This window comes from Actinacidiphila sp. bgisy145, from assembly GCF_057708125.1.
Window position 1 is genome coordinate 1 of record NZ_JBYIRL010000068.1, and the last position, 22,753, is coordinate 22,753.

Annotated in this window: 2 protein-coding genes; both read right to left on the reverse strand. The window is 74.6% G+C overall.

Annotation, left to right across the window (positions count from 1 at the left end; genetic code table 11):
* Positions 1 to 14,927 (reverse strand): type I polyketide synthase (locus AC3ERT_RS35255; protein ID WP_435179126.1); only part of this gene is annotated, 14,927 nt, incomplete at its 3' end.
* A gap of 108 nt (positions 14,928 to 15,035) precedes the next feature.
* On the reverse strand, positions 15,036 to 22,751 hold the full coding sequence (locus tag AC3ERT_RS35260; protein ID WP_435179128.1) for a type I polyketide synthase: 7,716 nt from the start codon (positions 22,749 to 22,751) through the stop codon (positions 15,036 to 15,038).
* Positions 22,752 to 22,753 lie beyond the last annotated feature (2 nt).

Below are 22,753 nucleotides of genomic sequence, written 5' to 3' on the forward strand. Positions count from 1 at the left end.
TCCAGTTGCCGGCCGACCAGTTCGTCGCGCAGGAAGGCGGCCAGCTCCACCGGGGTCGGGTAGTCGAAGACAAGGGTGGCGGGCAGGCGCAGTCCGCTGGCCTTGTTGAGGCGGTTGCGCAGCTCGACCGCGGTCAGCGAGTCGAAGCCCAGGTCGCGGAAGACCTGCCGGGCCTGCACGCCGTCCGCCGCGGAGTGCCCCAGTACGGCGGCGGCCTCGGCGCGGACCACGTCCGTCAGCACGCGCTCCTGCTCGGCCGGTGCCAGTCCGGTGACGCGGCGGGCGAGTTCGCCCTCGGCGCCGCCCGCCGGGGCGGTGCCGGCGGTCAGGCCGACGGCGGCCAGCGCGCGGACCTCCGGGAGGTCGCGCACGAGCGGCTGGTCGGCCAGGTCGACGGCGCCGGAGCCGGCGGCCAGTTGCTGCCAGTCGACGTCCATGACGGTCACGACGGGCTCGGGGCCCGCCAGCGACTCGGCCAGTGCGCGGACGGCGAGCTGCGGGTCCATCGGCGGCATGGGGAGCCGGCGCATACGGGAGCGGATCGCCTCGTTGGACTGCGCCAGCCCGGCACCGCCCCACAGCCCCCAGGCCACGGCCAGACCGGCCAGGCCGCGGGAGCGGCGGTGCTCCGCCAGGGCGTCCAAGTAGGCGTTCGCCGCAGCGTAGTTGCCCTGGCCCGCGGAGCCCAGGGTGGAGGCGGCGGAGGAGAACAGGACGAAGGCGTCCAGGTCCAGGTCGGCGGTGAGTTCGTCCAGCAGCGCCGCGCCGTGTGCCTTCACCTCCAGTGCGGTCTGGAGCCGCGCCGGCCGCATGCCGTCCAGCATCCCGTCGTCCAGGACGGCGGCGGTGTGCAGGACGGCGGAGAGCGCGGAGCCGCTGCGCCCGGTCCACTCCAGCAGCCCGGACAGCGGCAGCCGGTCGCTCACGTCGCAGGACACGACGTCGACCCGGGTGCCGGCGGCGGCCAGTTCGGCGGCGCGTGCCGCGATCCCCTCGGCGGCCGGGCCGGAACGGCCCGCCAGGACGAGGCGTTCGGCGCCCCGGTCGGCGAGCCAGCGCGCGACGTGTCCGGCGATCGCGCCGGTGCCGCCGGTGATCAGCGCGGTCCCGCGCGGTGTCCAAGGGGTACGGGTCTCGCGCCGCGGCACCCGCGACATCCGCCGGCCCAGGACGCCGGCCGTACGGATGGCCACCTCGTTCTCGTCACAACCGGCCAGCACCCCCGCCAGCCGCACACCCGCCCGATCACCCAACTCCACCGGCAGGTCCACCAACCCACCCCACCGCTCCGGATGCTCCATACCGACCACCCGACCCAGACCCCACACCTGCGCCTGCACCGGGTGGGCCAGCACCTCACCCGGACCGGCCGCCACCGCACCGCACGTCGCCACCCACAACGGCGCCCCGACCCCGGCATCACCGAGCCCCTGCACCAACCCCAACGTCGCCGCCAGCCCGGCGCTCACCGCCGGGAACTCCGCCAACGGCGCCTCGTCCAACGCCAACAGCGACAGCACCCCGGCGACCTCCGCCGCGCCCGCCATCTCGCCCAGCAGCGCCGCCAGTTCGGCGCGCTCCACGACCCCGGACGGCACCTCGACCACCTCGACCTGCGCGCCGCGGGCCGCCAGCGCGTCGGCGCACCGCTGCCGCACCTCGCCCTCGACGCCGGCCGGCACCACGAGCAGCCACGTGGCCGACAACACCGCCGCATCGGGCTCAGCGACGGGGGTCCATCCGGTGCGGTAGCGCCAGCCGGCGGCCACCGTACGGTCCAGTTCACGGCGCCGCCAGGACGCCAGGGCCGGCAGCACCTCGCTGATCGGACGGCCGCCGTCGAGTACCAGCGTCTCGTCGAGCAGGTTGAGGTCCCCGCCCTCGACGGCGGCCCAGAACTCGGCCTCCACCTCGGAACTCGCGTCGCTCCCCGTCGACTTCGGGCCCGCTTCCGCGACGGGAAGGCTGTCGGGCCAGAACCGCCGGTTCCGGAAGGCGTACGTCGGCAGCTCGACCGTCCCGGCCACGGGCAGGACGGCCGTCCAGTCCACCGGGGCGCCGTGGACGTACGCCTCGGCCAGCGACGTCAGCACCCGCCCCGCACCACCGTCGTCCCGGCGCAACGTCCCACACAGCGACGCCGGCACCGCACCCGGACCAGCCTCCTGAGCAACCTCCTCCAACGACTCCGTCATCGCACCCAACAACACCGGATGCGGCGACACCTCCACGAAGACCCGCTGACCCTCACCCGCCAGAATCCGCACCGCACGGTCGAAGTGCACCGTCGCCCGAAGACTCCGGAACCAGTACCCCGCGTCCAACTCCTCACCCGTCAGGGTCTCGCCGGTCATCGCCGACACCATCGGCACCCGGCCCCGACGCGGACTGATCCCCGCCAGAACCGACGTGATCTCCGCCTCCAGGCGATCCACCTGCGCCGAATGGGAGGCGTAGTCCACCGCCACCATCCGCGCCCGGGTGCCCTCGGCCTCGAACTCCGCCTTCAACTCCTCCAGAGCTGCGGGCTCACCCGACACCACCACCGCCGACGGACCATTGACCGCCGCCAGAGCCACGGTGTCCCCGAACCGGGCCAACCGCTCCTCAACCTCAGGCGCGGACTTGCTCACCGACAGCATCCCGCCCGCACCCGCCAACACCTTCAACGACTGCGACCGCAACGCCACCACCCGCGCGCCATCCTCCAGCGACAGCATCCCCGCCACCGTCGCCGCCGCGATCTCACCCTGCGAATGCCCCACGACAGCCTCGGGCGCGACACCAGCCGCCTCCCACACCGCCGCCAAAGACACCATCACCGCCCACAACGCCGGCTGCACCACATCAGCCGCCTCCAACGCCGGAGCACCCTCAGCCCCCGCCAACACCTCATGCAGCGACCACTCCACATACGGCGCCAAAGCCGCCGCACACTCCGCCAACCGAGCCGCGAACACCGGCGACACCGACGCCAGATCACGCCCCATCCCCACCCACTGCGACCCCTGACCCGGGAAGACGAACACCGGACGCCCCACGGCACGCGCCGTACCCGACACCACCGCACCCGACGGCACACCCGCCGCCAAACTCTCCAACCCGCCCACCAACGCGGCCCGATCACCACCGACCACCACCGCCCGGTGCTCGAAAGCAGAACGCGTCACCGCCAACGACCACGCCACATCCGCCGGCTCAAGACCCGGACGCCCGGCCACCCACTCCCGCAGCCGCCCGGCCTGCGCCACCAGCGCCTCCGCGGACCGGCCCGACACCAGCCACGCGTCGGCACCGGACACCAGCGGGGGCGCGGTCCGCGTCCGTGGGGGTTCGGGGGCGGCGTCGGCGGCGGGTGCCTCCTCGAGGATGACGTGGGCGTTGGTGCCGCTCATGCCGAAGGAGGACACACCGGCCCGGCGCGGCCGCTCGCCGGCGGGCCACGGCACGGACTCGGTCAGCAGGCGCACCTGTCCCGCGGACCAGTCGATGTGCGGGGAGGGCTCGTCGGCGTAGAGGGTCTGCGGGAGCTGCTCGTGCTGGAGCGCCAGCACCATCTTGATCACGCCGGCGACACCGGCCGCGGCCTGCGTGTGGCCGATGTTGGACTTCACCGAACCCAGCAGCACCGGGCGGTCCGCGGGACGGTCCTGGCCGTAGGTGGCCAGCAGCGCCTGCGCCTCGATGGGGTCGCCGAGCCGGGTGCCGGTGCCGTGGGCCTCCACCACGTCCACGTCGGCGGCCGACAGCCGCGCGCTGGCCAGGGCGGCGCGGATCACCCGCTGCTGCGACGGACCGTTGGGAGCCGTCAGGCCGTTGGACGCGCCGTCCTGGTTGATCGCCGAACCCCGCACCACCGCAAGGACCTTGTGGCCGTTGCGCCGCGCGTCCGACAGCCGCTCCAGGACGAGCATGCCGACGCCTTCGGCCATGCCCATGCCGTCGGCACCGGCGCCGAACGCCTTGGAGCGCCCGTCGGCCGCCAGGCCGCGGGCCTGGGAGAAGCCCACGAAGGCGTCGGGGGTGGCCATCACGGTGGCACCGCCGGCCAGGGAGAGCGTGCACTCGCCGGAGCGCAGGGCCTGCGCGGCCAGGTGCAGCGCCACCAGGGACGAGGAGCACGCCGTGTCCATGGTCACCGCGGGGCCTTCGAGGCCGAGGGTGTAGGAGAGGCGGCCGGACAGCACGCTGGTCGCGTTGCCCGTCGCCAGGTGCCCGTCGACGCCGTCGAAGTCCGTGGCGCTCTCGAGGCTGGCCTCGGCGTAGCCGGAGCCGTAGCCGCCGACGAAGGCGCCGGTCTGGCTGCCGCGCAGGGTCGCCGGGTCGATGCCGGCCCGTTCGAATGCCTCCCAGGACGTCGCGAGCAGCAGCCGCTGCTGCGGGTCCATGGCCAGTGCCTCACGCGGGCTGATCCCGAAGAAGGCCGGGTCGAAGGCGCCGGCGTCCAGGACGAAGCCGCCCTCGCAGGTGTAGGAGGTGCCGGGGTGGCCCATGTCCGGGTGGTAGACCGCGTCGAGGTCCCAGCCGCGGTCGGCCGGGAAGGTCCCGATCGCGTCGGTGCCGCCGGCCAGCAGCTCCCACAGCTCCTCGGGGCCGGTGGCGCCGCCCGGGAAGCGGCAGGCCATGCCGACGACGGCGATCGGCTCGTCGACCGCCGTGCCGGAGGGCAGGGCGGGTCCGGCCGCGGCGGGCGCCTCGCCCGCGAGTTCGTCGCCGAGCAGCGCGGCCAGGGCCACGGGCGTCGGGTAGTCGAAGACGAGGGTGGCGGGCAGCCGCAGACCGGTCTCGGTCCGCAGCCGGTTGCGCAGTTCGACCCCGGTGAGCGAGTCGAAGCCGAGGTCGGTGAAGGCCCGCGCGGGCTCGACCGCGTCGACGGAGGCGTGGCCGAGCACCGCGGCGACCAGCGTGCGCACCAGTTCCAGCAGCATCCGGTCGCGTTCCTGGCCGGTGCGGCCGGCGAGCCGGCGGCGCAGCGCCTGCGCGGCGTCGGTGCCGCCGGCCGCCGCGGCGGCGGTGCGGCGGCCGGGGGTGCCGGCCAGCCGCCGCCACAGCGGCGGGACCTCACCGCTGCGCGCGGCCTGCGCGCGCAGGCCGGCGACGTCGAGCCGGGCCGGCACGAGGGCGCCCTCGCCGCGGGTCGCGCTGCGCTCCAGCGCGGTGTCCAGGACGGCCAGGCCCTCGTCGGCACCGAGGGCGGTGAGTCCGGAGCGGGTGATGCGGGAGAGGAGTTGCTCGCCCAGGTCGCGGCCGATACCCGCTTCGTGCACCCACGGGCCCCACGCCAGGGAGAGTCCGGCCAGGCCGGCGGCCCGGCGGTGCCGGGCAAGGGCGTCCAGGAAGGCGTTGGCGGCGACGTAGTTGCCCTGTCCGGGGGCGCCGAGCGGGGCGGCGGCCGAGGAGAACAGGACGAAGTGCTCCAGGTCGCTGTCCCGGGTGAGTTCGTGCAGGTGCCAGGCGGCGTCCGCCTTCGGCCGCAGCACCGCGGCCAGCCGCTGCGGGGTGAGGGTGCCGATCACGCCGTCGTCGATGATGCCGGCGGCGTGGACGACCGAGCCCAGCGGGCAGTCGGCGGGGATGCCCGCCAGCAGCGCGGCCAGCGCGTCGCGGTCCGCCACGTCGCACGCCACGACGCTGACCCGCGCGCCGAGGGCGGCCAGTTCCGCGGCCAGCACCGCGACGCCCGCGGCCGCCGGTCCCGACCGGCTGGTCAGCACCACCGCGCGGGCCCGCCCGGTGACCACCATGTGACGGGCCACCAGGCCGCCGAGGGTGCCGGTGCCGCCGGTCACCAGCAGGGTGCGCGGGCCGCTGTCGGCAAGGTCGGCGTGATCGGCGTGATCGGCGAGGTCAGCGGCTTGTTCAACCGCTGTCCCGGCACCAGACGGACGGTTCAGCCGGCGCCCGTACGCGGTCCGGCCGCGGAGGGTCAGCTCGGGCTCGCCGGTGGCGAGGAACCGCGGCAGGGCGGCGAGTTGACCGGTGGGGGCGTCCTCGTCGGCGGGCAGGTCCACCAGGAGCAGCCGGCCGGGGTTCTCCGACTGCGCCGAGGACAGCAGACCGCGTGCCGCGGCCGCCGCGAGGTCCACCACGGGTGCGCCGTCCGCGGCGGCCACGGCGCCGCGGGTCACCACGGCCAGCGGCACGGACTCCAGGCGCGGCGCGGCCAGCCACTCCTGGGCCAGTTCCAGGACCTCGCCGGTCAGTCGCCGGGTCGTGTCCGGCACCGTGCCGGCGCCGGACGGGGTGCCGTCGACGCACATCAGCACCAGCTGCGGCGCGACATCGCCCGCCTCCACCGCGGCGGCCACCTCGGCGACGGCGGCGAAGACCCGTACGGGGACGCCCGCGGCGCGCAGTTCCCCGACCACGTCGAAGCGGTCGTCGCCGACGAGCACCCACTCGCCGTCCACGGCGGGGCCCTCGGTCAGCGGCACCCACTCCTCGACGAACAGGGTGTCGCCGGCGGGGTGGCCGGCGTCCTGGAGCTGGTCGGCGGCGACCGGGCGGCTGACGAGCGACTGCACGGTGACGACCGGGGCCCCCTGGGGGTCCGCGGCGGTCAGTTCCAGTCCGCCCGTGGGGCCCTGGCGCAGCCGGGCCCGCAGCACCGAGGCGCCGGTCGCGTGGAGTTCGACGCCCGTCCAGGCGAACGGCATCCGGACCCCGCCCGGCTGCCCGGCGGCGTCCTCCGCCCCGCCGGTCATGGGCGAGCCCGGCAGGAGCGAGGCGTGCAGGGCCGCGTCGAGCAGCGCCGGGTGGATGCCGAACGCGGCCGCGTCCCGCGCCGCGTCCTCGGGCAGCGCCACCTCGGCGAAGACGTCCTCGCCGCGCCGCCAGGCGGCCCGCAGGCCGTGGAACGCGGGACCGTACACGTCGGCCAGCAGCTCGGTGTAGAGGCCGTCGACGTCGAGCGCGACGGCGCCCGAAGGCGGCCACACGGCGAAGTCGTCCGCCGTCCCGGCGTCCACCGGGCCCGCGCCGACGGGTGCGAGCGAACCGCTCGCGTGCTGCGTCCAGATCTGCGCGGGGTCCGCGGAGTCGGCGGTGTCGGGCCGGGAGAAGACCTCGACCGTACGGCGGCCCTCGGCGTCCGCCTCGGCGAGCACCACCTGCACCCGCACCCCGCCGTCGGTCGGCAGCACCAGCGGCGCCTGGAGCGTCAGCTCCTCCAGCACCCCGCAGCCCACCTGGTCGCCGGCGCGCACGGCCAGCTCCACGAAGCCCGTGCCGGGCAGCAGCACAATGCCGCCCACGGCGTGGTCGGCCAGCCACGGGTGCGTCCGCAGCGAGATCCGGCCCGTGCACAACAGCCCGGCGCCACCGGCCAGTTCGACCGCCGCGCCCAGCAGCGGGTGGCCCACCGCGCCCAGGCCCAGGGACGCCGCGTCCCCGCCGGAGGTGAACATCGCCAGGGACAGCGTCCCCTGCGGCCAGAAGCGCTCGTGCTGGAAGGCGTACGTCGGCAGCTCGACCCGCTTCCCCGCGGCGAGCACGGACTCCCAGTCCACACCGGCGCCGTGGACGTACGCCTCGGCCAGCGAGGTCAGCAGCCGTACGGCGCCGCCCTCGTCCCGCCGCAGCGTCCCGCACACCGCACCCGGCACCACGCCCGGGCCCGCTTCCCGCGCGACCTCTTCCAGGGTGTCGTTCATGGCACCCATCAGGACCGGGTGCGGGGTCACCTCGACGAAGAGCTGATGGCCGTGGTCCGCCAATGTCCGCACCGCACGGTCGAAGTGGACCGTCGCCCGGAGACTGCGGAACCAGTACCCGGCATCCAGCTCCTCACCGGTCAGGGTCTCGCCGGTCATCGCGGACACCATGGGGACCCGGCCGCGACGGGGGTTGACGCCCGCCAGGACGGACGTGATCTCGTCCTCCAGGCGGTCCACCTGCGCCGAGTGGGAGGCGTAGTCCACCGCCACCATCCGCGCCCGGACACCCTCGGCCTCGAACTCCGCCTTCAACTCCTCCAGGGCTGCGGGCTCACCCGACACCACCACCGCCGAGGGCCCATTGACCGCCGCCAGCGCGACAGTGTCCCCGAATCGGGCCAACCGCTCCTCAACCTCAGGCGCGGACTTGCTGACCGACAGCATCCCGCCCGCACCCGCCAACACCTTCAGCGACTGCGACCGCAACGCCACCACCCGCGCGCCATCCTCCAACGACAGCATCCCCGCCACCGTCGCCGCCGCGATCTCACCCTGCGAGTGACCCACCACCGCCTCGGGCACGACACCAGCCGCCTCCCAGACCGCGGCCAGCGACACCATCACCGCCCACAACGCCGGCTGCACCACATCAGCCGCCTCCAACGCCGGGGCACCTTCCGCACCCGCCAACACCTCATCGAGCGACCACTCCACATACGGCGCCAACGCCGCCGCACACTCCGCAAGGCGCGCCGCGAACACCGGCGACACCGACGCCAGTTCACGCCCCATCCCCACCCACTGCGACCCCTGACCCGCGAACGCGAACACCGGACGCGCCGCCGAACGGGCCCGGCCAGAGGCGACCGCGCCTGCCGGGACACCCGCGGCAAGGCTCTCCAAGCCGCTCAGCAGCGCGGTCCGGTCACCACCCACGACCACGGCCCGGTGCTCGAAGGCGGAACGGGTGGCGGCCAACGACCACGCCACATCCGCCGGTTCGAGGCCCGGACGACCGTCGACCCACTCCCGCAACCGCTCCGCCTGCCCCGCCAGGCCCGCTGCCGAACGGCCCGACACCAGCCACGCACCGGCACAGGCACCGTCGCCCGACAGCACCGGCAGCTCGCCCGCCGTGCCGTCAGGCTGCCCGACGGCCGACTCGGCCACCTCGGGCTCCGGCGCCGGGGCCTCCTCCAGGATGACGTGCGCGTTCGTCCCGCTCATCCCGAACGAGGACACACCGGCCCGGCGCGGCTGCTCACCGGTCGGCCATGCCACCGGCTCGCTCAGCAGCCGGACCGCGCCGGCCGTCCAGTCGACGTGCGAGGACGGCTCGTCGGCGTGGAGGGTCTGCGGCAGCTGCTCGTGCCGGAGGGCCAGCACCATCTTGATGATGCCCGCGACGCCCGCCGCGGCCTGCGTGTGGCCGATGTTGGACTTCACCGAGCCCAGCCACAGCGGCCGGTCCGCGGTCCGCTCCTGGCCGTAGGTCGCCAGCAGCGCGCCGGCCTCGATCGGGTCGCCGAGCTTGGTGCCGGTGCCGTGTGCCTCGACGACGTCCACGTCGGCGGCGGTCAGCCCGGCGCTCGCGAGGGCCGCCCGGATGACGCGCTGCTGCGAGGGGCCGTTGGGCGCCGTGAGACCGTTGGACGCGCCGTCCTGGTTGACCGCCGAACCCCGCACCACCGCGAGGACCTCGTGCCCGTTGCGCCGGGCGTCCGACAGCCGCTCGACCACGAGGATGCCGGCGCCCTCGGCCCAGCCGGTGCCGTCCGCGTCCTCGGAGAAGGCGCGGCAGCGGCCGTCGGCCGAAAGCCCCTGCTGGCGGGAGAAGTCGATGAAGGTGCCCGGGGTGGCCATCACGGTGGCGCCGCCGGCCAGGGCGAGCGTGCACTCGCCGGAGCGCAGCGCCTGGATGGCCAGGTGGAGCGCGACCAGGGAGGAGGAGCAGGCGGTGTCGATGGTCATGGCGGGGCCCTCGAGGCCGAGGGCGTAGGAGACCCGGCCGGAGAGCACACTGGTGGCGTTGCCGGTGAGCGAGTGCCCCTCGGAGCCGGAGTCGCCCTGGTTGGCCAGCGCCAGCCCGAAGCTGTAACCGGAGGTGAAGCCGCCGGCGAAGACACCGGTGGCGCTCTCCCGCAGGCTCGCCGGGTCGATCCCGGCCCGCTCCAGCGCCTCCCAGGAGGTCTCGAGCATGAGCCGCTGCTGCGGGTCCATCGCCAGCGCCTCGCGCGGGCTGATCCCGAAGAAGTCGGCGTCGAAGTCGGCCACTTCGCGCAGGAACGCGCCCTGGGCGACGTAGGAGGTGCCCTCGCGCTCGCCGTCCGGGTCGAAGACGCCTTCCAGGTCCCAGCCGCGGTCGGTCGGGAAGGCGCCCACCGCGTCGCCGCCGGAGGTGAGGAAGTCCCAGAACTGCTCGGGGGTTCCGGCGCCGCCGGGGAAGCGGCAGGCCATGCCGACGATCGCCACCGGCTCGTCCACGGCGACCGCGGCCACGGTGACCACGGGGGCGGAAGCGCCCTGGCGGCCGGTCAGTTCGCCGCGTAGGAAGGCGGCGAGCGCCTGGGGGGTCGGGTAGTCGAAGACGAGGGTGGCGGGCAGCCGCAGACCGGTCGCGGCGTTGAGGCGGTTGCGCAGCTCGACCGAAGTGAGCGAGTCGAAGCCGAGGTCCTTGAAGGCGCGCCGGTCCTCGACCGCGTCGGCCGAGGTGTGCCCGAGCACGACGGCCGCCTCGCCGCGTACGAGGTCCGTCAGGACGCGTTCCTGCTCGGAGCGGCCCATCCCGGCGAGCTGCCGGGCGAGTTCGCCCTCGGCGTGGACCACGGTGAGCATGTTCTCCGCGGCCGCGAGCAGGCGGCGGGCGTCGGGCAGGTCGCGGAGCAGCGGCCGTCCCAGCACGCCGGCGGCGCCCGCGTCGGACCCCAGCCGGTCCCAGTCGACGTCCATGACGGTCAGCGTGGCGTCGGAGCCCGCCATCGCCTCGTCCAGGGCGCGGGCCGCGAGCTGCGGGTCCATCGGGGGCAGCGGCATCTGGCGCATCCGCGCGCGGGCCGCCTCTCCGGTCTCCGCGAGGCCGCCGCCGCTCCAGGGCCCCCAGGCCACGGCCAGGCCGGCCAGGCCGCGGGAGCGGCGGTGCTCCGCCAGCGCGTCGAGGTAGGCGTTGGCTGCCGCGTAGCTGCCCTGGCCGGGTCCGCCGAGCGTGGCGGCGGCCGCGGAGAACAGCACGAAGCTCTCCAGGTCGCGGTCGGCGGTCAACTCGGCGAGCAGGGCGGCCCCTTGGGCCTTCACCCGCAGCACCGTCTCCAGGCGGGACGCGTCGAGGCCGTCCAGCATCCCGTCGTCCAGGACGGCGGCGGTGTGCAGTACGGACGCGAGCCGCGGGCCGGTCGCGTCGATCCGGTCCAACAGGGCGGCCAGCGGAGCCCGTTCGGCCACGTCACACGCGACGACCTCCACCGCGGAACCGGCCTGCGCCAGTTCGGCGGCGAGAGCGGCGGCGCCCTGCGCCGAAGCGCCGGAACGGCTTGTCAGCACCAGCCGTTCGGCACCCCGGCCGGCGAGGCGGCGCGCCACGTGTCCGGCGATCGCACCCGTACCGCCGGTGATCAGCGTGGTGCCGAGGGCCGTACGGTCCTCGCCCGCGGTACGCCGTGTCACGCGCGCGAGCCGGCGGGCGAGGAGTCCCGCGGGCCGGAGGGCCATCTCGTTCTCGTCGCAGCCGGCCAATACACCGGCCAGCCGCGCGGAGGCACGCTCGTCCAGCGACTCCGGCAGGTCCACCAACCCGCCCCAGCGGTCCGGGTGTTCCAGAGCCACGACCCGGCCCAGACCCCACACCTGCGCCTGCACCGGATGCGCCAGCACCTCACCCGGACCCGCCGCCACCGCACCAGAAGTGGCAAGCCACAGCGGCGCCTCGATGCCCGCGTCCCCGAGGCCCTGCACCAGGGCCAGCGTCGCCGCCAGTCCGGCGGTCACGGCCGGGCGGTCCAGCAACGGCGCCTCGTCCAGCGCGAGCAGCGACAGCACCCCGGCGACCTCCGCCGAACCAGCCATCTCACGGAGCAGCAGGGTCAGTTCAGCGCGGTCCACCGTGCCGGACGGCACCTCGACCACCACGGCCTCGGCACCGCGGGCCGCCAGCGCGTCGGCGCACCGCTGCCGCACCTCGCCCTCAACGCCGGCCGGCACCACGAGCAGCCACGTGCCCGACAACACCGCCGCGTCGGGTTCCGGGACAGCCGTCCACGAGGTGCGGTAACGCCAGTTCGCGGTCAGCGACCGGTCCAGCTCCCGGCGCCGCCAGGACGCCAGGGCCGGCAGCACCTCCCGGAAGGAGAGGGCGCCGTCGACGTCGAGGGTCTCGGTGAGACGGGCGAGGTCCTCCCCTTCGACGGCGGCCCAGAACTCGGCTTCCGCCTCGGTGCTGGCCACGATCCTGTCGGCGCCGCCCCCGGCTGCGGGCGGCGCGAGGGAGACGACGCCCTCGGGCCAGAACCGCTGGTGGCGGAAGGCATACGTCGGCAGCTCCACCGCCTCGCCCTGCGGAAGCACCCGCTTCCAGTCCACCGGAGCACCCTCGACGAACGCACGGGCCAACCCGACCTCCAGGCCGGTCACGCCCTCATCGGTACGACGCTGGAGCGGCACGAACGCAGGCTCCACACCCTCCACGACGGCCACAGCGTCAGGGCCGAGGGAAGACAACGAACCGTCCGGGCCGACCTCCAGGAAGACGGAGACGCCTTCCCTGGCAAGGGACGCGACGGCGTCGGCGAAACGCACCGCCTGCCGCACCTGCCCGGGCCAGTAACTAGCTGCCGGCTCCGACACCAACTCACCCGTCAGAGCACCCGCCCACATCACCTCCGGACGACTGAACCTGATCCCGTCGGCGACCGCTTCGAGCTCCGCCAACACCGGGTCCATCGCCGGCGAGTGGAACGCGTGCGACACCCGCAACGGCCGCACCCGATGCCCGCGCTCGCGCCACAACTCCACCAGCGCGTCCACCGCTTCCACCACACCCGACACCACGACCGAGTCCGGGCCGTTCACCGCCGCGACCGCGACCTCACCGGTCACCTCGGCGAAGGAGGCCACAACCTCCGCCTCCGGCGCCTTGATCGACGCCATCGCCCCACCCGACGGCAACTCCTGCATCAACCGGGCACGTACCGCCACCAACTTGGCCGCGTCCGGCAGCGACAGCACCCCGGCGACGTAGGCAGCAGCCACCTCACCAACCGAATGCCCCACCACCGCATCCGGCCGCACCCCCGCAGCATCCAACACCGCAGCCAACGCCACCTCGAACGCGAACAACCCCGTCTGCGCGTACAACGTCTGATCCGCCAGGCCCGCGTCCACACCCTCAACGCCCAGCACGACATCCCGCACGGGAACCGCCGCGCCCAACTCCAACTCCAGCAGCCCACACACCCGGTCGAAGACCTCGGCGAACACCGGACTGGACCCATACAACTCCCGGCCCATTCCCACCCACTGCGCACCCTGACCCGCAAAGACCAGGCCCACCCGGGCATCCGCCCGCGCCACCCCGGCAACCACCGAAGCCGACGACACACCCGCAGCCAGCCCCTGGACCCCCGCCAGCAACTCCCCACGATCGCCGCCGAACACGACCGCACGGTGCTCGAACGCCGTACGCGTCGCCGCCAACGACCACGCCACATCCGCCGGCTCCACCACCGGACGAGCCGCCACCCACTCCCGAAGACGACCCGCCTGCGCCACCAACCCGTCCGCGGTACGGCCCGACAGCAGCCACGCCCCGGCACCGGAGAGCACGGGAGTCGCGGCGGGCGCCGCACCGGTGTCCGGCTCCTCGCCGTCCACGGCGGGTTCCTCGGCGGGGGCCTCCTCCAGGATGACGTGGGCGTTCGTCCCGCTGATCCCGAACGCCGACACGCCGGCCCGACGCGGGCGCTCCCCCGCCGGCCACGCCACCGGCTCGTCCAGCAGCCGCACCTCACCCGCGGACCAGTCGACGTGCGATGTCGGCTCGCTCGCGTGCAGGGTCTGCGGAAGCTGCTCGTGCTGGAGGGCCAGCACCATCTTGATGACGCCGGCGACACCGGCGGCGGCCTGGGTGTGGCCGATGTTGGACTTCACCGCGCCCAGCCACACCGGGCGGTCCTCGGGGCGGTCCTGGCCGTAGGTGGCCAGTAGCGCCTGCGCCTCGATCGGGTCGCCCAGCGTGGTGCCCGTGCCATGCGCCTCGACCACGTCGACATCCGCGGCCGACAGCCGTGCGTTGGCCAGCGCGGCGCGGATCACCCGCTGCTGCGAGGGCCCGTTCGGTGCCGACAGGCCGTTGGACGCGCCGTCCTGGTTGACCGCCGAACCCCGCAGCACCGCAAGGACCTTGTGGCCGTTGCGGCGGGCGTCGGACAGCCGCTCGACGGCGAGCATGCCGACGCCCTCGGCCCAGCCGGTGCCGTCCGCGTCCTCGGAGAACGCACGGCAGCGGCCGTCCGCCGACAGGCCCTGCTGCCGGGAGAACTCCACGAACGTGCCGGGCGACACCAGCACGGTGACGCCGCCGGCCAGCGCGAGCGAGCACTCGCCCAACCGCAGCGCCTGCACCGCCAGATGGAGCGCCACCAGCGACGACGAGCACGCCGTGTCCACCGTCACCGCGGGCCCCTCCAGACCCAGGACGTAGGACACCCGGCCGGACAGCACACTGGTGGCGTTGCCCGTCATCAGGTGGCCCTCGACACCCGAGCCCTCCGGCCCGGCCGCCCAGGAGAGGCCGATGCCGTACCCGGAGGCGAAGCCGCCGGCGAAGACACCGGTCGAGCTCTCCTTCAGGGTCGACGGGTCGATGCCCGCGCGCTCCAGCGTCTCCCAGGCCGTCTCCAGCAGCAGGCGCTGCTGCGGGTCCATCGCCAGCGCCTCACGCGGACTGATCCCGAAGAAGGCCGGGTCGAAGTCGGCCACGCCCTTGAGGAACGCGCCCTGGGCGACGTACGAGGTGCCCTCGCGCTCGCCGTCGGGGTCGTAGATGCCCTCCAGGTCCCAGCCGCGGTCGGTGGGGAAGCCGCCCACCGCGTCACCGCCGGAGGACAGCAGCTGCCAGAACTCCTCCGGGCTGCTCACACCGCCCGGGAAACGGCACCCCATGCCCACGATGGCGACCGGCTCCGCCGCCTGCTCCTGCACCTCGCGCAGCCGGCCGCGGGCGTCCTGGGCGTCCGCGATGGCTCGCTTGAGGTAACTGCGAAGCTTGTCTTCGTTGGACACGGTGCGCTCCTTGCACAATGACGTTTCAGCTGAGTTCTGGGGTGAGCCCGCCCCGAGGGGTGCGGGCCGGGACCGGTCGGGCCGGGGCCGGTCAAGGCCGGGCGGGTGTCACTCGAATTCCTCGACGAAGGCGAAGAGTTCGTCGTCCGAGGCGTCGTCGATGGCGGCCGCGCTCCGCTTCCTGCCGCGGTCGCCGGGTTGCTCCCCGACGAGTTCCAGCAGCCTCCGCAGCCGGGCGGTGGCTTCCTCCCGCACCGGCGCGTCCACCGGACCGGAGCGCAAGGCGGCCTCCAGCCGGTCGAGTTCGGTGAGGAGCGGTGCTTCCACCGACTCCTCGGGAGCGAGCTCGGTGCGGAGCCGTTCGGCGAGGGCGGTCGGGGTGGGGTGGTCGAAGACCAGGGTGGCCGGCAGCCGCAACCCGGTCACCGCGCCGAGGCGGTTGCGCAGTTCGACCGCGGTCAGCGAGTCGAAGCCCAGGTCCTTGAAGGCCTGCCGGGCCTGCACGCTGTCGGCCGAGGCGTGCCCGAGCACGGCGGCGGCCTCGGCGCGTACGGCGTCGGTCAGCACCCTGACCTGTTCGGCCCGGCTCAGTCCGGCCACGCGGGCGGCGAGTTCGCCCTCGCCGCCGCCGCGGGGGGCGGCGCTCCCCGCGGCGGCGCGCTCGGCGGCCAGCCGGCGGATCTCGGGGATGTCGCGGACCAGCGGCATCTCCAGTTCGCCGGCCGAGCCGGGTGCGGAGCCCAGCTGCTGCCAGTCGAAGTCCATGACGGCGACGTTCGGCTCGGGTCCGTCCAGGGACTCGCCGAGCGCCCGGACGGCGAGCTGCGGGTCCATCGGCGGCATCGGTATCCGGCGCATGCGGGACCGGATCGCCTCGTTGGACTGCGCCAGCCCGGCACCGCCCCACAGGCCCCAGGCGACCGAGAGACCGGCCAGGCCGCGCGAGCGGCGGTTCTCCGCCAGCGCGTCCAAGTACGCGTTCGCGGCGGCGTAGTTGCCCTGCCCCGGGCCACCGAGCGTGGAGGCCGCCGAGGAGAACAGCACGAACGCGTCCAGGTCCAGCTCCGCGGTCAACTCGTCCAGCAGCTCCGCGCCGTGCGCCTTCACGCCCAGCACGGTTTCCATCCGGGCCGGCGTCAGGCGGTCCACCACGCCGTCGTCGAGCACCGCCGCGGTGTGCAGCACCGAGGACAGGGCCGGGCCGCTGCCGCCGATCCAGTCGAGCAGGCCGGTCAGCGGGGCGCGCCGGGAGACGTCGCAGGAGATGACGTCGACATGGGTGCCGGCCTCGGCCAGTTCGGCGGCGCGTGCGGCGGCGTCGCCGGCCGCGGGGCCGGAGCGGCCCGTGAGCACGATCCGTTCGGCGCCCCGGCCGACCAGCCACTGCGACAGGTGCCCGGCGATCGCACCGGTGCCGCCGGTGACCAGCACTGTCCCCTTCGGCGTCCAGGACGTACGGACCTCGCGCCGCGGCACCCGCGACATCCTGCGGCCCAGTACCCCGGCGGACCGGATGGCCACCTCGTTCTCGCCGCAGCCGGCCAGGACCGCGACCAGCCGCGTACCGGCCCGTTCGTCCACCGTCTCCGGCAGGTCGACCAGGCCGCCCCAGCGCTGGGGCTGCTCCAGTGCGACGACCCGGCCGAAGCCCCATGCCTGCGCCTGCACCGGGCGGGCCAGCGCCTCCCCCGGGCCGGCCGCCACGGCGCCGCGGGTGGCGAGCCACAGCGGGGCCTCGATGCCGATGTCCCCGAGCGCCTGCACGAGGGCGAGGTTGGCGGCCACCCCGGCGGTCACCACCGGGTGGTCGGGCAGCGGCGTCTCGTCCAGCGCCAGCAGCGACAGCACACCGGCGACGGCGGACGCCTCGGAGTGGCCGGTGAGCTCGGCGGCCAGCGCGTCGCGGTCCGTGGTGCCGGCCGGCACCTCGACCAGTACGGCGTCGGCGCCGCGCGCGGAGAGCGCGGCCGCGGTCTGCTCGGCCGCGCCGCCGTCCGCACCGGTCGGAGCCACCACCAGCCACCGGCCGGACAGCAGTCCGGCGTCCGGTTCGGCGATGGCGGACCAGGTGATCCGGTAGCGCCAGCCGGCGGTGGTGGAACGGTCCTGCTCGCGCCGCCGCCAGGACGCCAGCGCCGGCAGCACCTCGTGGAACGGGCGCCCGGCGTCCACCGACAGTGTCTCGCCGAGCCGGGCCAGGTCGCCGCCCTCGACGGCCGCCCAGAAGGCAGCGTCGACCTCGGCGGAGGTCCCGTCCGTGTCGGTCACGGCACCGGGCACGGGCAGCGCCAGGATGCCTTCCGGCCAGAACCGGCTGCGGCGGAAGGCGTAGGTGGGAAGTTCCACCTGCTGCCCGGCGGGCAGGACGGCACGCCAGTCGACGTCGGCGCCGCGGACGAACGCCTCGGCGAACGAGGTCACCAGGCGGTCCGTACCGCCGTCGTCACGTCGCAACGTCGGGCAGACGGCGGCGGGTTCAGCGCCATGGCCCGCCTCCTGGGCCACGTCCTCCAGGGTGTCGTTCATGGCACCCATCAGGACCGGGTGCGGGGTCACCTCGACGAACAGCTGATGGCCGCGCCCCGCCAACGTCCGCACCGCACGGTCGAAATGGACCGTCGCACGGAGACTACGGAACCAGTAACCGGCATCCAACTCCTCACCGGTCAGTGTCTCCCCGGTCATCGCCGACACCATGGGGACCCGGCCCCGACGCGGACTGATCCCCGCCAGGACCGACGTGATCTCCGCCTCCAGGCGGTCCACCTGCGCCGAGTGCGAGGCGTAATCCACCGCCACCATCCGCGCCCGGGTGCCCTCGGCCTCGAACTCCGCCTTCAACTCCTCCAGAGCTGCGGGCTCACCCGACACCACCACCGCCGAAGGCCCATTGACCGCCGCCAGAGCCACGCTCTCCCCGAACCGGGCCAACCGCTCCTCGACCTGTTCGGCAGACCTGCTCACCGACAGCATCCCGCCCGCACCCGCCAACACCTTCAACGACTGCGACCGCAACGCCACCACACGGGCACCGTCCTCCAGCGACAGCATCCCGGCGACCGTGGCCGCCGCGATCTCACCCTGCGAGTGACCCACGACAGCCTCGGGCGACACTCCGGCGGCTTCCCAGACCGCGGCCAGCGACACCATCACCGCCCACAACGCCGGCTGCACCACATCAGCCGCCTCCAACGCCGGAGCACCCTCAGCCCCCGCCAGCACATCGTGCAGAGACCACTCCACATACGGCGCCAACGCCGCCGCACACTCCGCCAACCGAGCCGCGAACACCGGCGACACCGACGCCAGCTCACGCCCCATCCCCACCCACTGCGACCCCTGACCCGCAAACGCGAACACCGGACGGGTGTCCGGACGCGCCACCGCCGAGACCACCGCACCCGACGGCGTACCCGACGCGAGACTCACCAGACCGTTCACCAGATCGGTCCTGTCACCACCGACCACCACGGCCCGGTGCTCGAAGACCGAGCGGGTGGCCGCCAACGACCAGGCCACGTCGGCCGGTTGCAGCTCCGGGTGGGCGAGGGCCCATTCGCGCAGCCGCCCGGCCTGTGCCGCCAGTCCGTCCGCGGTGCGGCCGGACAGGAGCCAGGCGCCGGCCCCGGAGAGCACGGGGGCTGCCGGTGCGGTGTCCGGTGCCGCGATGTCGTCGGGGGCGTCGGCGGCGTCCGGCGCGGCGGGGGCTTCCTCCAGGATGACGTGCGCGTTGGTGCCGCTCATCCCGAACGCCGAGACGGCGGCACGGCGCACCCGGCCGTCGGACTGCCAGGGCCTGGCCTCGGTCAGCAGCCGCACCTCACCGGCCGTCCAGTCCACGTGGGACGACGGCTCGTCGGCGTACAGGGTCTGCGGCAACTGCTCGTGCCGCAAGGCCAGGACCATCTTGATGATGCCCGCGACGCCCGCCGCGGCCTGCGTGTGGCCGATGTTGGACTTCACCGAACCCAGCCACAGCGGCCGCCCCTCGGGACGCTCCTGGCCGTAGGTCGCCAGCAGTGCGCCGGCCTCGATCGGGTCGCCCAGCCGGGTGCCGGTGCCGTGCGCCTCCACCACGTCGATGTCCGCCGCCGACAGCCGTGCGTTGGCCAGGGCGGCGCGGATGACGCGCTGCTGCGAGGGGCCGTTGGGGGCGGTGAGGCCGTTGGACGCGCCGTCCTGGTTGACCGCCGAGCCGCGTACGACCGCGAGGACCTCGTGCCCGTTGCGCCGCGCGTCCGACAGCCGCTCCACGACCAGCATGCCGACGCCCTCGGCCCAGCCGGTGCCGTCCGCGTCCTCCGAGAAGGCGCGGCAGCGGCCGTCCGCCGAGAGGCCCTGCTGGCGGGAGAAGTCGACGAAGGTGCCCGGGGTGGCCATCACCGTCGCGCCGCCGGCCAGAGCGAGCGTGCACTCGCCGGAGCGCAGCGCCTGGCCCGCCAGGTGCAGTGCCATCAGGGACGAGGAGCAGGCGGTGTCCACGGTGACCGCCGGGCCCTCGAGACCCAGGACGTAGGACACCCGGCCGGACAGCACGCTGGTGGCGTTGCCGGTCAGGACGTGTCCCTCGGAGCCGGACTCGTCGCCGCGGCCGGCCAGCGTCACGCCGAGCCCGTAGCCGGAGGCGAACCCGCCGGCGAAGACACCAGTGGCGCTCTCCCGCAGGGTCGCCGGGTCGATCCCAGCCCGCTCCAGCGCCTCCCAGGACGTCTCGAGCATGAGCCGCTGCTGCGGGTCCATCGCCAGCGCCTCACGCGGACTGATCCCGAAGAAGCCCGCGTCGAACTCGGCGGCGTCCCGCAGGAACGCGCCCTGGGCGACGTAGGAGGTGCCCTCCCGCTCGCCGTCCGGGTCGAAGACGTTCTCCAGGTCCCAGCCGCGGTCGGTCGGGAAGCCGCCCACCGCGTCACCGCCGGAGGCGAGCAACTGCCAGAACTCCTCCGGGCTTCCGACTCCGCCGGGGAAGCGGCAGGCCATGCCGACGATCGCCAGCGGCTCGTCCGACGGCGCCGCCACCGCGAGGGCGCCGCCCCGGGCGCCGGCGGTGTCCGGCTGCCCGCCGGTCAGCTCGCCGCGCAGGAAGGCGGCCAGCGCCGTCGGGGTCGGGTAGTCGAAGACCAGGGTGGACGGCAGCCGCAGCCCGGTCGCCGCGGCGAGCCGGTTGCGCAGCTCGACCGAGGTCAGCGAGTCGAAGCCGAGGTCCTTGAAGGCGCGCCGGTCCTCCACGGCGTCGGCCGAGGTGTGTCCGAGTACGACGGCGGCCTCACCGCGCACCACCTCCGTGAGGAGGCGCTCCTGCTCGGGCCGGTCCAGCCCGGCCAGCCGGCGCGGCAGTTCGCCCTCGGCGTGCCCGGCGGCGGCCGGGGCGTCGGCCGCGGCGGCCAGGCGGCGCACCTCGGGCAGGTCCCGCACGAGCGGCCTGCGCAGCACGTCCGCGGTCCCCGGCCCGGAGGACAACCGCGCCCAGTCCACGTCCATGACGGCGACGCAGGTGTCCGGCCCGCGCAGGGCCTCGTCCAGCGCGCGGACGGCGAGCTGCGGGTCCATCGGCGGCATCGCCCCGCGCTCGACCCTCGCCCGCACTGCTCCGCTCGACTCGGCCATGCCCCCACCCGACCACGCACCCCAGGCCACCGCCAACGCGTTCAACCCCCGGGCCCGCCGGTTCTCCGCCAACGCGTCCAAATAGGCGTTGGCCGCCGCGTAGTTGCCCTGCCCCGCGCCGCCGAGCGTCGCCGCCGCGGCCGAGAACAGCACGAAGGAGTCCAGGTCCAGGTCAGCGGTCAGCTCGTCCAGCAGAGCGGCACCCTGGGCCTTGACCGCCAGGACCGTCCGGAGGCGGGCGACCGACAACCGGTCCACCACGCCGTCGTCCAGCACCGCGGCCGTGTGCAGTACGGACGCCAGCTCCGGACCGGTCGCGCCGATCCGGTCCAACAGCGCGGCCAGCGGGGCCCGTTCGCTGACGTCACATGCGACGACCTCCACCGCGGCGCCGGCCTGCGCCAGTTCGGCGGCGAGAGCGGCGACGCCCTGCGCCGAAGCTCCCGAACGGCTGGTCAACACCAGCCGTTCGGCACCCTGCTGGGCCAGCCGGCGCGCCACGTGTCCGGCGATCGCACCCGTACCGCCGGTGATCAACGTGGTACCGCGTGTCGACAGGCCCGTCCCGGACCCTTGCCGGGTGGCGCGGGCCAGCCGGCGGCCGAGGGCCCCGGAGGGCCGCAGGGCCACCTCGTTCTCCCCGCAGCCGGCCAGTACACCGACCAGCCGCGCGGAGGCACGCTCGTCCAGCGACTCCGGCAGGTCCACCAACCCGCCCCAGCGGTCCGGGTGTTCCAGAGCCACGACCCGGCCCAGACCCCACACCTGCGCCTGCACCGGATGCGCCAGCACCTCACCCGGCCCCGCCGCGACCGCACCAGAAGTGGCGACCCACAGCGGCGCCCCGATCCCCGCGTCGCCGAGCGCCTGTACCAGGCCGAGGGTGGCCGCGACACCGCCGCTGACCTCCGGGTGCTCCGGCAGCGGCGCCTCGTCCAGCGCGAGCAGCGACAGCACACCGGAGATCTCCGCCGCACCCGTCATCTCGCCCAGCAGCGCCGCCAGTTCGGCGCGGTCCACCATCCCGGTCGGCACCTCGACCACCGCGACCTTCGCACCGCGGGCGGTCAGCGCGTCCGCGCACTGCTGCCGCAGCGTCTCCGCCGCTCCGGCCGGCGCGAGCAGCGCCCAAGTGCCGGCCAGGACGCGGGGGTCGGGTTCGGTGACGGGCGACCAGACGGTCCGGTAGCGCCAGTCGGCGGTGGCCGAGCGGTCCAGCTCGCGGCGCCGCCACGACGCCAACGCGGGCAGGAGCGTACGGAGGTGCTCCTCGTCCTCGACCGCCAGGGTGTCGGCGACCTGCGCCAGGTCGCCCTCCTCCACGGCCGCCCAGAACTCCGCCTCCGCGGCGGTGGTCGCACTCTCACCACCACCGGCGGCGGCGACCGATGGCATGAGCGGCAGCACGCCCTCGGGCCAGAACCGCTGGTGGCGGAAGGCATACGTCGGCAGCTCCACCGCCTCGCCCTGCGGAAGCACCCGCTTCCAGTCCACCGGCGCACCCTCGACGAACGCACGGGCCAGCCTGACCTCCAGGCCGGTCACGCCCTCATCGGTACGACGCTGGAGCGGCACGAACGCAGGCTCCACACCCTCCACGACGGCCACCGCATCCGGACCGAGAGAAGACAACGAACCGTCCGGACCGACCTCCAGGAAGACCGACACCCCCTCCCTGGCAAGAGACGCGACGGCGTCGGCGAAACGCACCGCCTGCCGCACCTGCCCGGGCCAGTAACCAGCCTCCGGCTCCGACACCAACTCACCCGTCAGAGCACCCGCCCACATCACCTCCGGACGACTGAACCTGATCCCATCGGCGACCGCTTCAAGCTCCGCCAACACCGGGTCCATCGCCGGCGAGTGGAACGCATGCGACACCCGCAACGGACGCACCCGATGCCCGCGCTCCCGCCACAACTCCACCAGCGCGTTCACCGCTTCGACCGCACCGGACACCACGACCGAGTCCGGACCGTTCACCGCGGCAACCGCGACCTCACCGGTCACCTCGGCGAAGGAAGCGACAACCTCCGCCTCCGGCGCCTTGATCGACGCCATCGCCCCACCCGAAGGAAGCTCCTGCATCAACCGGGCACGTACCGCCACGAGCTTGCAGGCATCCGGAAGCGACAGCACCCCGGCGACGTAGGCAGCAGCCACTTCACCCACCGAGTGCCCCACCACCGCGTCCGGCCGCACCCCCGCAGCCTCCAACACCC